This is a genomic window from Candidatus Omnitrophota bacterium (assembly GCA_028717245.1).
Classification (GTDB): Bacteria; Omnitrophota; Gorgyraeia; order Gygaellales; family Profunditerraquicolaceae; genus JAGUYA01.
In genome coordinates, this window is record JAQUOD010000002.1 from 90,434 (window position 1) to 105,923 (window position 15,490).

Consider the following 15,490-nt stretch of genomic DNA (forward strand, 5'->3'; position numbering starts at 1 on the left):
GATGATACGACCCCCGATTCTGATTTAATCTATAATTTTAACCCCGCTGATTTAGACCCCGATGTCAACGCTACTTTAACCGGCCCTATCTTAACTATCAGCGCTCCGCCGACTTGGGAAGGGCCGACTTCGCTGGATATCACGGTAACGGATACAGGAAAGGCCTCTGCCTCATATACATTGACGATAAAAGGTAAAGCTAATAAGGCACCGGGAGTAATAAAACCTATACCGCAATTAAATTTCTTTACCGATAGGAGAAAAGACAGCAGAGACTTAAAAGATTATTTCTTTGACGAGACTATTGTGTCTCCTTTGACTTACCGCCTTGATAAATCTTCGTTAAACCCCGATGTCAACGCTACCTTAACCGGTTCTATCCTGACTATCAGCGCCCTACCGAAGTGGGGAGGCACAACTTACCTTAATATTACGGCATCAGATACAGAATTAGATACTACATATAAGTTAACGATAACCGGCGAGGCTAATAACCCGCCGGTAATAAGAACAATGCCGCCAATCGCCGTCTTCGCTGTCGGCAATAAATGGCCCGGCATAAACTTAGAGCAATATGTTTCTGATAAAAACACTGCAGCGTCCAAATTAAGCTACGAAATCATTAATCCCCAAAGGATAGACTCCCGCTTGAACGCAACTATTGATGGCAGCCATATTTTACATATTTCTACCTCGGCCAATTGGAAAGGCACAAGCAGCGTTACGCTTAGAATAGGCGACGGGGAATTGTCAACTGACTGTACTTTAAATGTTTCTGTTAACACCGAAATCCCGGCTCCCACGCCTACGCCTAATCCGATACTTCAGCCTGTTGTTGATTTATGGCAGAATACCTGGGTTAAAGTAACTGTGGCAGTAGTAGGGGTAGCCGTTGTATTTAGTATTATCCTTGCTTTCTTAATGAGGATAAGGAAACAGGGTGGAAATGTTACTGCTTTAGGTTCAATGATTGCCGGCTTAAGTTTCATTGCTGCTGGAGTTCTGGCAGGCTTATTTATTCCTGTCGTCGGTCTCATTGTGGGCGGGCTACTGGGCGCCGCAGGAGCCTTCTTCATCGCCCAGGCAATGGCAATTGTTTATGCCTTTGTAAAGCAAGGCGGAATCAGGGGCCAGCCGCGGTATAAGTATCTTACTACTCCTATTGCCCAGCCTACTTATCGCCATCTCGCCTTCAAATATTTGCCAATAATATTCAGAATCTCCATTAACCGCCACGAACGGACCCACTTTAAACACAAAAGTGAGATAAGGGCTTACCTTAACCAGGCCTTATATCTAATACCAGATGCTATTAAATCTACGAAAGAATCCATAAAGGAATCCGCAAAAGAAGCCTTGAAAGGTAAGCCTACCTTTATAGGTAACTTAGCTCTTAGGATTGCATTAACCGAAGATTATTTACCGCGGTTCAGCAGGAGAGAGGTAATTGCCATACCAGTTGTAGCTGTAATAATTGCTGGCGCAGCAATTCCAGCTATAGTTCAGACTGTTGAAGCGAAGGAAGAATCCGAAGTAGTTGTTTTTGTTTTGGATAGCGGAGAATATTTTGATTGGCAAGATGCGGTAACGGTTATACTTAAGGATGAGTCTAAGAATATACCGGTTGAAGATACCATGAATAAAGTTCATGGTAGCATTGTAACGAAAATTATTAAAGATGCTTGCAGTGGTGCGAAGATAATTTACAAAAATGTTGGCGTAATTAGACCTTCTATATATATGCCGAATGAGAAAAAGTTTATTATCCCCGGTTTTACAGTATCTGTTGTGAAATATCTAACGGAATTAATAGACATTTTAGACTATGTCAAAGTTCATCCGCAGGAAAAAATATTAGTTAATATGAGTTTCGGTAATTATGAATACGATCCTTTAGAGTACGCAGTCATAGAAACTCTCGCAGAAAAGGGAGTGATATTTGTAGCGGCAGCAGGTAACGATGATACTGACGAGCCTATGTATCCTGCTGCATATGAAGAGGTGATTAGTGTTGCTGCCGCAGGCGATAAATCTAAAGCGGAATATTCAAATTACGGAGAGACTGTGGATATAATGGCAAGAGGTAAATTTGAGGCAGAAATATTACCCGGGATGGGAATTACATTTGGATTTGCAGGAACTTCTATGGCAGCTCCTCGAGTGACTGGTTTATTAGCCAGTATGCTTATGGAGAATCCTGAGATTTCTGCTCAAGAGGCAAAGGGGATAATTTTAAAAACAGCAGATCCTATGAGTGATCCGCTCTATAAAAAAGGCATGTTAGGAGCGGGGATAATAGATAGCGATGAAGCATTATATGAAACTTCAGAAATAGTATTTTTTAGACGGTATCCATCCGGTGTAATTAAGAGTTGGGTAGCACAAGGGAACAGCATATATTCTGTATTCTTATCGCCTGATGGAACAAAATTAGCCCTGGTTTACAAGGATAAAAATATAGAAATCATTGATTTTGCTAGTGGAAATGTTAAGGTTACCAATGAACGTGCCGATTACGCAAGTCCCATCGCCTTTTTACCTCAAGGAGAAACGTTATTCTTTATTAGTAATAAATCTGTAAAGATTATGGATCTCGCTACGGAAGAAGTTAGAACTATGGATGTGCCTAGAGGATATATAAGCGATATCGCCTTCTCGCCCGATGGAAATAAACTTGCGTTGAGATTAGGAATAGAGGATAAAATCGATATTTTAGATCTTGCTACCGCAAAGTTGGAAACCATCGCTATTCCATCAAGCATTATTAGTATCGTATTTTCTCCTGACGGAGCTAATCTGGTAACAAGCTGTTATAATGGGAGTATATATGTTTATGATTTAAATGCCGGAAAGGTTAAAGAACTGATAGGATATGAGGATACTTTTGATTTAGTATTTTCCATGGCCTTCTCGCGTGACGGAACTAAATTAGCCTTGGGTCATGGTACGGGTAATATAACTGTTTTAGACCTAAATGCAATAACGGCTAAAGTGCTAAAAGGGCATATAGATTCAATAAATACTATTGCTTTCTCCGCGGATGGGGCAAAATTAGTTTCAGGTAGCGTAGATAAAACTATAAGGATTTGGGATTTTAATAAAGAAGAAACCGAGACAATAAGAGATACTAATGAAATTCTTGCTGTTTTTTTATCGTCCGATGGTAATACGTTGATATCAGCGACCGGAAAAAACGTCAGAGCGTGGGATTATAAAAATATTAAAGCGTCAATAGATAAATTTAATTATTCTGAAAGACCATTCAGTTTTTTAGAGAGATCTTACATCCTTTCTTGGTGGGAGGGGCTAATATTTTCTGTTTCATCTTGGTGGGAGGGGCTATCTCTTGGGATACAGGTTTTAATAGTTTCTATCGGTCTCATAATACTTCTTGTAATAATAGATGAGTTAAATAATAGAAATTCTGAAAAAAACGTTTCTGCAAGAGGCTCTCTTATGGCAGGAATGGCTGCTTGGGTAGCCACAGGTATTATTTTAACTATACCTTTTATTTGGTCAATGATTCCTATGGTAGTAATTCTTCCTGTTGTTTTATCGTTGTTTAGTTTCGGAGCTATATTCATCTACAAAGGGATAAGGATTTGGTTAACTAAGGCAGAGGCGAGCCGTGCGCCACCCACAAAAAAACAGCTTGAAGAATTAAAGAAAAGGATTGGAACTGGTTATAATCTAACGCTTCTTCCCCACGATGGTAGAACCGCCATCGCCTATGTTAATAATAAGCGAGTACATATTGACCTATCTCGCTTCTATTATCTCTCCACTCTGATTCAAAAATCTATTCTTGCCCACGAGCAAGCCCATCTTAGAGGCCATGGCGAAATAATAGCATATTTTAACCAGGCCTTATATTTTATAACCAATATAATCAAAGATATTAAATGGTTACGTAAAGCCTACGACACGTTAAGTAAAATAAGAATAAGAATACCTTGGCAAATACCCATCATTAGTAGCTTCATTACTTTGTTTGTATATGGCCTATTCGTATTTTGTAAAGGTGTCCTTGGCGTCATACTCTATAACCTCGAGATATCTTTTATTAATGTTTACGCTAATTTATCTTATAGTACTGTTATCAGAGAGCTTACTCTTATTGATGTAGGGAGAGCCATTAAATCAATTGGATCTCTTCTCGCTCCCGTTACTGCAACCGTGAATTTCCTCTTTCCCTTTGCAATGGCAGGAATAGTAATACTTATGGTCGTTACATTCATTGCAAAATGCCAGGATATTTATATCGGTTTACCTAAAGCCCATGTTTTCCATAAGGCACAAAAGCCATTGGTTAACCTCTATTTATCCTTAGAAGGGGAGAATTTAGAAAATAAGGTACAAGAAGAAATAAAAGATTTACGAGAACAGGTAGAAAATAAACAGATTTCATTAGGAGAGGTTTATTGGCGGGTAGCGAATATATGCGAAGGAGCACTTAAAGAAAGAGACAGGGTAAAGAAGGACGCACAAAAAGAAGGAAAAGCTGGCGCAGCTTCTACGTTTGAAAACTGGAACGAGACACAAATAAAAGCTATAGAGCAAATCTGGCAGGATATTCAGGGGGCAGAGGAAGGCAATATTAGCAATATAAGTAAACTTGCCTATGAATTGATAATGTCCGGCGGCAAAACAGAATTAGCTTTCTTCATTTTAACATTATGGTATGTAGCAAAGAGTTATTTAGGCCTTGATAAAATAATTTATACCAGCTGCAACGAAAATGCAGTAGAAGCTGATTTCGAGGCATTAAAAAAGGCATTTGAGATTATTAATATAAATGTTAACAAAAGATTAAAAGAGAAAGCAGATGAGCGGGATTTGAATGAATATGCCGCAGACGCCATTACCTTTGTCCCTTATCAGGTCTTCTCGATTGACTGGGAGAGGCATTCAATGGATACCAATCCAGTGATTAATACGGCAAAAACAGCGTTGCTGGGCTTAGAGTTTGATGCGCTCTTTGATGACCTATTTACTCCTCAGATTCTCTTAGGGGATCCCATCGGGCCGAGCGATATTTCAGACACTCAACATAAAGAAGTAATAAAAGAAGCAGTCTATTCTTATGCTGAGATACAAAGAATATATTCATTTGTCAAGGGAGAGCTTGAATGTGGAAGGGATTTTATAGTCAGGCAGTACGCTGATAAAGATGCAGAGGCGGAATCAGAAGGCGCGCGTTTTGAAACGCATTATATTGAGATTACAGAGGAAGGTTTAGACTTAATATTTAAAAAACTCGGGAATGATAACCGTTATGTAGCTTTGGTGAAAGGCTGTTTAGATGCAATGTACCTTTATCATCAAGGCATACATTATGTCACAAAGGCGGATGGCCTTCAATTAATACATACGCCTACAGGCCAGATTTTTGAAAATCGCCAATTACAGGACATCAATGTCTGGTTTGCGCTTTATGTAAAAGAAGGTTTATTCCAAGATAACCTTACGTCGGAGAATATGCGGATAGTCCTAAGTAGTTATTCCGAAACCAAGGATTATAGCAATCTTTTTTCTCTATTGGATGCAATGGGTTTAGTCTGGGGCTTAAGCGGGACCTTGGAGCAGGCCCTTTTGGAGCAATTTGGCTATAGCGTAAAAATTATTGATGGCCAAGAAATTGAAAAGGCAAGAAGAGGAGCGACCAAGGAAGAGCCCGCCCTGTTATATGCAGGAAAAAATTTCGCTATAGGAAAAGTAATTTTCGAGGCTAAAAAACGTGCCGACAAGAAAGAACGGGTAGTCATTTATGTGGAGGATGTAGAGAGTGCCGAAGAATTAGAGAAAAGATTTAGAGAACTTGGCATAATAGCGAATTGCTTAACTCAGGAAATGAGCCCGAAACAGATATCGGAGGTAGTAAAGAATGTCGCAGGTAGGAAGGAAGAGATTACTATTATTACTTCTTCTTCCAGCCGCAATACCAACTTCAAATTAATTCTCGACGAGGATCACGGGGAATCAGAGGATTCCGAGTCGGCCATATTTAATTTCCTTATTCTCGGCGGAAGGGATGTCTGGCGCTGGCAGAGACAGCTTTTAGCGCGTATCCCGCGTTTGACAGGCTATAACGAAGGAATATACCATTTCGATCCTGCGCGAATTAAGAAATTCTATTATTTAGAGCAAAGCCTATTCCAGAAATATCCTTCTGTGGCAGAGGAATTAAAGAAAACATTGCGAGGCAGAGAGAAATTAGAATTGGACTCTTTCTCTCATGAAGCAAGGTGCGCAGATAGCCTTATAGAAAGCATAATGGATATGGCAACTACGGATTATAACCAGCAGTTAGCAGAGCAGAGGATAGTGGAGAAGCCGCTTACTGTATTAAGGAATGAGTTTATTACAAGGCGGAATGAGCTTGATGACGATAGCCAGAAATTATTAGATGAGGCCTGGAGATTATTCTTAGCGAAAGTAGAAGATTTAAGGATTCTTCTGAGCGTGCCTTCAGCAAGCAAAGAAGCAACGATAGGCTATTGGGCGGTTCAACTACAAGAGGCGTTTGATAATACGGTAATGAAGGCATATAGAGGAGAGGAATTAGAGAAAGAGAAACCCGTAGAAATCGTTGAGGATATATACGGGAGAGAAGTCGTGCCGGGTAGATTAGGGCGATGGTTAAAAGAATGTGTAATAGAAGCTTTGCGGGGAAGACCCAATCTTATAGGTAAATTAGTTGTTCGGTTATATATTTTATATAAAAATTTTGCAGCAGGTTTAAAACGTATGGTGCCCTCTTTGTCCTGGTCAACGGCAGGCACAACGGGAATAGCAGTAGTGATAGTGATTAGCGCCGTGGCTAGTACTGGCACACAAAATGTTTATGCTCAGTCAAATAACAAAGTTAAAGTTGAAGGTTATCAATTATTAGTGGATGGCAAGCCGTATCAGATTAAAGGCATTACCTATAGCCCTGCCGGAAAAGGCACGCAGGGAGGCCAGTTCAGCCAATGGTATGAGAAGGATATCCCCTTGATGCAGGCAGCAGGGATAAATACTATCCGCACTTATGGAATTATAACTGATAAAAATGTTTTAAAAGCATTTGCCGATGCAGGGATAAAAGTGATTGTAGGTTTTGATAATGCAAAAGATATAGCGACAGGCAACTATAAGGGTTATATAACCGAACACAAGGATGACCCGGCAATCCTAATGTGGGAATTCGGCAATGAATATAATTATCATCCGGAATGGTTTAGCGGAAATATTGATACTTGGTATAACGCCTTAGAGCAGGCTGCCCAGGCCGCCCATAAATTAGACCCTAATCATCCGGTTTCAACTGCTCACGGAGAGGTGCCCGGTAAAGATATAGTACAAAAGGTTCCTTCGGTTGATGTCTGGGGAATGAATATCTATCGAGGCCAGTCTATCCAATCCGCGCTCTCCCAGTGGGCAAGCCTCTGCGATGAGCTCGGGATCACCAAGCCAATGTATGTTTCGGAGACAGGCACGGATTCTTTTAATAACTCTAAAGATGCGATAGATGAAGAGGCGCAGGCAGAGGCAACAGAGAATCTTTGGAGCCAGATAGACGGCTCAAGTAGTATCCATAATTCTAAGAATCCTTCTTTAGGAGTTACTTTTATGGAATGGAATGACGAATGGTGGAAGTCAGGAAGCCCTTCAACACAAGATAAAGGTGGTTTTGCGTTTAGCGTAGCCAGTGATAGCTTTGGTAATGAGGAATACTGGGGTTTTGTTGATATAGATAGAAAACCCAGATTGGTTTTAACTGAAATGGGTAATCTTTGGAAAGTGAAAGAAGCGGTTACGCCTGAACCTCAAGTTTCTCCTACGCCTGCAAGAGCGCCGCCTGTTACGCCAACACCTACGCCTACGGTTACATCTACACCGTCTCCAACCATAACCGCCGAGACACCAAGCCCGACACCCACTACCGCAGTAATTCCGGAAAAGACGACAGGGATCAAAGAAGAAATCAGTACGTGGGATAAGATATTAGATACTTTTAGAGAGATATTTAGTTGGGGTAACGCCGTTACTCAAACCTATAACGGCGCTGAATTTGCTCCGGCTCCTACGTCGACACCTACGCCAACCATCAAACCCACACCTACGCCGACGCCTAAGCCTACCTTGACTGTGGGAGAAGTAATCGGCCAGAAAGACGTAAAGGGATTACAGTATCCTGTAACGCTGGAGACCGTAATTGCTATAGAAAAAGCGAAGCAGGTTTACATAGCCAGGCAAAAGGCGCTGGATGATCCCAACATCTGGGCTTATATTGAAAAAGATAACGATAACAATGATTACCCGGATGAACTGATTATCTTGAATAAGGCAGCTTATAATGAGCTTTTGGAAAATAAGAAATTAAATCAAGAGGCGATAACTACCAAAGAAGGCGGCCTCCCCATCTATTATAAGATAACCTTAAAAGATACTGGCGAAGAGGTTCATTTTACGCCGGTAGGCGCAGAAGAAGAATTCACTCAAGCCGCTTCAGCCTTAGAAATCACTAAGGCAGCCAATGAGTCCTGGTTGAATTTTGATACCTACCCGGCATATATCACACAAGATACTAACGGCGACAGGCGGCCGGATATCGCGATTAAGCTTACCAAGAAAGACCTGCAATACCTTATTAATAACGGGCTCCTCTTTTCAGAGCCGATAAATGATGCCCAAGGGAAGCTCTTATATTATAAGGTAACCTTAAGATATAATGCGACCTTGCCGGCAGGAGATGCCCTGAAAGCCGGTAGTGAGGTGCACTCCACCACGGATAAGGCGTTGATGGAGTTTCTTTCCGATGACCTGAAGGAGAGTCAAACAAGCATCCAGAATTTCCTGAATACTTTGGCTGGTGACAGGGCCGCAATCATAAATTTCCTGAATACTTTAGCTAACGATAAGGCCTTAATGCAAAACTTCCTAAATGCCTTAGCTAACGACAAGGTCTTAATGCAGAATTTCCTGAATACTTTAGCTAACGATAAGGCAATAATGGAGGCCTTTGCAGCTACCTTAGCCAACGACAAAGTAGCTATAATGTCATTTATAGACGCCGCCAATAACGGAGTTACTGATACCCAAAGGCTTCTCCAAGATGCAAGAGCAGGCGTAGGGGCAGCTCAAGCTAAAATTACTGACGCCCAAACAGAAATGGCCAAGTATGCTGACACTACTAACCCTGAAAACTACTCTATGTATCAATACTGGAATATGGTTACTTATATAAGGACAGCAGGAGGGGCAATCATACGTGCCGGTAATAATGTCAGTATTGTGGATATCAATGGCTCGGTAATATACGCTAATCCATTTGACTATAGAATGTATGTATCTGAAGGGACAAGCTATGAGCCGGGCTTAAACGGAGCGAATTGTTACGTAACCCTGATGCAGAAAGGCGGCTATATAGAAAGAGTTTCACAATATCAGATAGCTTATCATGAAGTTTCAGGCGGCGCGGTTAATTTGATTGGTTATGGAGGGTTTTCCGGAGGCACGCTTAATGTAGGCGAGAGCGTGGCTATGACCGGCGTGGATGTTGCTAAAGCTTTCTTGAATTATATGACTAAGGGCGGGAATATGAAAGTTATGAATGACAAAGTTGTTGCCCTGAATATATTCGGTATGGGCACAGTTTATGCGCCGGCAGGGCTTAAAGTTGTTGCTTATCCTGATAACACAGCCGGGTTAGAGGGAATTAATAATATGATAGATGCTATGAATAACGATTATTCATTTGAGGTCCAGGGCGATTTAGTAAAGTGGACAGTGCTGAATGTGGTTTCGGGCAAGGTAAGCACTTTTTCTGTTCCCGTATCCGCTACTATTGATGCCGCCCATACATTCCCCAAGACCGGCGGCTTAGGCGCGGTAAATAATATTATTACTGCTATGAATAATAATTATAGCTTTGTGGTGGGCGCTGACAATGTCAAATGGGTGTCAGTAGATCCGGCTACGGGCAAGGTTTCCATCTTCTATACCGCAAAGACAGCAGCTGATGCGAGTCACCAGTTTCCCTCCAGCGGCGGCTTAGGCGCGATTGATAATATAGCTGTTGCCTTGCAGAATAGCTACGGTATGCATATAGTTGGCGACAGCGTCAGATGGGTAGTGGTGGACGTAAACACAGGTAATATTATTGCTACTTTCTACACCGTCAATGTCCCTGCTGCTAATGTTGACGCAGCGCATCAGTATCCGTCTTCCGGCGGCTTGGCGGCACTTGACAAGCTACCCATTGCCTTACAGAATAGCTACGCTATGGATATATCGGGCGACGTAGTCAGATGGAGAGTCGTGGATGTAGGTTCTGGAAATCTGGTTGCATCCTTCTATACAGCCGCGACTTCTGTTGTAAGCTCAAATCCATTACCGTCTTCCGGCGGCTTGGCGGCAATTGACAGGATACCATCTGCCTTACAAGGCAGTTATACTATTACGCCGCTTGGCGGGGACAGCGTCAGATGGACATTATGGGATATGAAAACAGGATATGCCAATAGCTTTTTCTTTACGGCCTCAATCTATAGCGGTGACTCTGCGCATCAATTCCCGCGAAGCGGCGGCTTGGCTGTTATTAATAACCTGCTTTACGCCTTAGAAAATACTTATGTGCGGGAAGATTTAGTTGATGCTTCCGATAGTTTTAAATCTAAATCCAAGTGGACAGTAGTATACAGCCCGACCGGGCAAGTGGATGAATTCTACACCCCGATGAGCAGCACAGAGACCGAGCCCAAACATCAGATACCGGCTTTTGGCGGTTTAGGCAGGGCAAGCACGGTAATTGACATTTCCCGCAGCACCTATACCAAAGAGGAGCTGCCTGATCCTGCTCAAGTGGCATCGCGTGATAAAACCAAATGGACAGTGAAGGATAAGGCAACCGGCGATGTCTCCTCTGTTTTTTATACGGTAAAAATAAACGAGGAGAGCCTGCTGATAAGAGAAGCCCATTTCATCGGGTGGGGTTACGAAATAAAAGACGGCATAGTTACAAAAATCTTCCAGACTGCCAGCGATATACCTAAAGATATTAACCGGCTTGCTGACGGGACTAACATTGATAATGAGAATGAAAATGTCATAGAATACGGGCTTAAAGCAGCGCAATTCAACTACGATAGGGCTGAGAAAATGAGGGACAATAGTTTAGAGGCAAGAGAGGCGCTGCGCACCTGGGGATACTGGACTGTTAAAGATCCCGCCGCAGATATAAAGGATTTGGAGGACCTTATCGTCCTCACTCCTGAAGAGATCCTGGAAGAGATAGAGAACCACAAGGCAAAGCTAACCATAAGCGGGCCGGATGAGAAGAGAAGGTATACGGCTAATTATACAGTTGAAGGCAAAGAAGAAAAAGTTTTAATCTTTACCCCCGGCCTCAAAGGCACAGAGCAATATATTGCTGCTTTAGAAGGCAAAGATAATATATTCGGCGGCTATATGGAAGTGGGGATGGACGGACAGAAAACCTGGGTTTATAGCCTACAAGCCAGCCGCGAAAATCATGCTACCTCTAATCCGGTTGAAACAACCTTTGATGAGGCCAAGATAACAGGAATCTTTAATAAGGTAGGCGTTCCGGCTGCGCAATACTTAGACCAGTTAAAATACAGCTCTACTAAAGAAATTGCGTATTACATTCCATTCAATAACCCCGAGGATAGCTTTGTCCCTCAAGGCAAACCCGAGACTAATACCTATTTTGGCGGGTTATTGATAATGCAGGTCAGGGACGGCGTAGTAACCTATAATATCTACGACGGCACATTTGACCAATACGGACTGCCGCACATAAGCATCGGTTACGCCGTTGATACGGGAAAAATAAAGACTAAAACCATTATTACGGGCGTTGATGTTGAGAATAAAACTGTCAGCAAAGATGTTATTTATTATAACTCTGCCGAGCAGGAAGGCCGGACCGAACAGCAAACCTTTGATGTTAAAGGCAGGATTCTAAACCAGCTTTATGGAGAAAACGGAGTTCGATACGGCTATGCGGGCACAGCCGGTGAATACGGCCAGCCGAGCACAATTACTACTTATCGAATTTTTAATGGAGGAGAAATCCCTATCCCTATTCAGGAAGGCGGACTTGTTGGCGCAGACGGACAGATTAATACAAACGGCACAACCCTTGCTGATTTAAAAGCCCTTATCACATCCGGTGAGCTTGCAAAGAGGGGGTTCGTCTTTACGGATGAACAGAAGAAATACTTCCTTGAGGCTACCGGCTCCGAGCTCTTCTGGATTTATCAGTTTAATGCCGCAACCACCAGCAAAGATTTCTTGAGGCTTGAGATTTTTGACGGTTCTGCTTCTGTGCCCGTGGCCATACTGAGCGATGTAGAAACATCCGTCAGGAAGATAGAAAAAATTAACGGCGAAGACACGATAATAACCCATTGGAACTGGGATCTGGCGCATAACGTAAGCTTTAAGGGCGAAGGAAGAGGCTCTTCTGTTTCCGAGCTTGAAAGTTTAGGCCTTACGCCTCCTCAAATAGAGCGTTTTAATGAAACATACGGCTTAAGTAATATATGGGTAGATACTATCACGAGTATGGATATAAAAACAAACCCCGTCATCAAATACGACATCTATGATTATGCGCATTCTAACCCCATTGTGGTTATTTATAGGGAATATGCTGTTTCCGGCTCAGTTATTTCTAACGCCTACGTTATTTTCAATATTTATAATCCGGAATCCCAGGTCATTAGGGAGTCCACTTATTACGATATTAAGACAAACAAGAAATTATTATCCGATGTGCTTGGCGAAGAAATTACCCCTGATAAATTAACTAAAATTCTAGAGGATAACAAAGTGGATTTATCAGAGGCAAGAGAGGATAATTTTGCCGATAAACTTGGCAAGCCGGGAGAGCTTAGTAATCTCATCACTTATTTAGACAAGCTACCCTTACGTGTTTACAATAGGACCGTATACCAAAATGATAATGAATTTACGACCATACTCGTATATGACGGCATCCAAAAAGAGCCGCGCCTATTTATCGGGTCCGATAATGTAGAAATCACCTATCCTAAAGGAGTATACCAAGTCCCCGCCAGCGCTGTCGGGCTGGATATAGCGCGGTATTTCTCGGGAAACTATACAGTTCATTCTGACATGCCGTATGTAACCTTGGATAAGGGAAAACTTTTCATGGGAAGTAAGCCTTTTGAGATTAGGGCTATTACCTTATCTGCTGTTCCGGTGGGCGGAGAACGCGTGAATTTCGTATTCGATCTTTATCGCGATGAAGATAGGGTAGCTGTTGAGGCCTGGAAAAACGATAATGCGGATAAGCTGACAGAAGCTAATATAGGTAAATTTTATACCGAAGCATCCAATATAAAAGGGAAATATTATGCTACTATTCCCGCTAACTACAACGGGCTAAACAACAGGGAGATATTTGCGATAATCAGTAAAGATAAAAATACAAACGCTATTTCCGTTGAATATAATAACGGGACAATAAAAGAAGTTTGGATTGCAGGGCTTAAAGGTAAAGGGATAAATACAGTAAGGACTTATGTCGTGGCTAGTGAAGACTTATTGGCCGCTTTTAGAAAGTATGGTATCAGTGTAATTCAGGGGATACCTTATTTTGACGACAGGCAGCCCGGCACTCCGATTTTTGACGCCAATGGAAAACTTTTGAACCCTATCGCCGGCCCGGATATCAAGACCGGAACTTACATACCATATATTGAGGCCCATAAAGACAACCCGAACACACCAGAAAAAGAATACCCGGAGATTATAGGAGATGAATATGGCAATGAATATAATTACCATCCCGAATATTTTGCCGCAGATGCTGAGGAGGCCTCAAAAGCGTCCGGCGTAAAAATAAAGCCGCTTGATTTTTATTATCAAGCATTAGAGAAAGCAGCCCAAATAACCCACCAAAAAGACCCTAATCGCCTGGTTTTCTCAACCTACGGGTATGACGGAGTCCCTTCCACTAAAGATGATTTTGGCTTGGTAACCAGGCAAGTTCCGTCAGTAAATATCTGGGGCTTGAACGTTTATCACTGGGATAATCCTTCAGGGGCCGTAGAAGAAGCAATAGCGGCTTCTGGTAAACCCATATATATCTCTGAAACAGGCGCTGATTCCTGGAATCAATACACAGGCAAGGAAGATTTGGCAGCGCAAGCCAGGGCAGTAGAAAATATATGGAAATCTTTATTGGATGATTTGGATGATGAGGATAACTTGAAGAAGAATGTCTTAGGCGCAGCATTTATGACTGCTTTTGATGAATTCTGGAAAGGTGGCGCCCCTGACAGGCAGACCACAGCAGGCGCTGTTTTTGATGTTTACCCCGATACATTTGGTAATGAGGCGCACTTTGGATGGTGGAGGGCTGACGGCACGCCTAAACAAGAAGTAATCGATGCTGTTACGAGGATGTGGGCAAATAGATCCAAAGGGTATGTTCCTACCGTAGCTATAGATGCTAATAGCCAACGCGCCCCTCCGGAGGAGATTTCACCCGAATATCTTAAGCCGCAAGATAACGAAACTCCAACCTTAAGCCCATCCGCAGTATTAACTTATTATAAAAACCCTCAGCCATTACCCGCGTTCCAGCCATCATTAGGCGTTATTACATATATGTTAGGCGAGAGCCCTGATTGGGAGAATATCCAAATCTTTGACCCTCTGACCGATACGCTTACTTCATTTCCGCTCGCCGGGCTTAAACTCACAAAGTTTGGCACTTACACTCAAGATGGGCAGTTAGTTAACTTTACTTATCGCGAACCCCTCGATGCCTTTGGCAGGGTTAGGATTAGCGCTTCGCTTGACCTCAAGGACGTATACCTGATTACCAAATTCCAGGATGTGAATGTATATCAGCCGGAAGAAGCAAGGCTTCTTCAGCTGCTGGATAAAGAGGGCGTAAAACTTCTTAATCTGCCGGATGAAAAGGAAAAAGAGCTCCTCCAATTATTAGATGAAAATAAGCAAGTATATATAATAGCAAAGAGAATGGATTCTAAGGAATCAGCCAAAGTAACTGATATATATAATTTCAGCGATGCGCAAAAAGCAGATATCAAAGGCGTAATAGCGCAGATAAAGAATAAGCCCGTAGAATCTTTAACTGAAAATGACTTAACTCTGGTTAAGACAGAATCCAATATTGACGGTGAGATTTTCTATGAATACGCTGTCCCCGGAGATACGCTGGGAGGTTCAGTTATTATTGACCGCGCCAACACCATATTTATCACTAAGCAATTTATCAGCTTAACCAGGATTCCTTACGAAGGGTATTTTATTGATAAAGCACCCGGCGGCGAGCCCATCTTAGAGCTTAAGAATACGGATGATAAGGATGTAGAACACGGCTTGGGTATGGATGATGAACAGCGCTTCTACAGGGTAAGATACACTAACCTGAAGACAGGCAAGGTTTGGTATCGTTGGCAGTATCCTTCTCATATTTGGGGCG

1 pseudogene (only partly in view) is annotated in these 15,490 nt (G+C 42.3%); it reads left to right on the forward strand.

Annotated elements, in window-relative coordinates:
- Positions 1–15,490 (forward strand): annotated as a pseudogene (gene malQ / locus PHV44_02100) (4-alpha-glucanotransferase) (it extends past both window edges: 47,730 nt to the left, 33,290 nt to the right).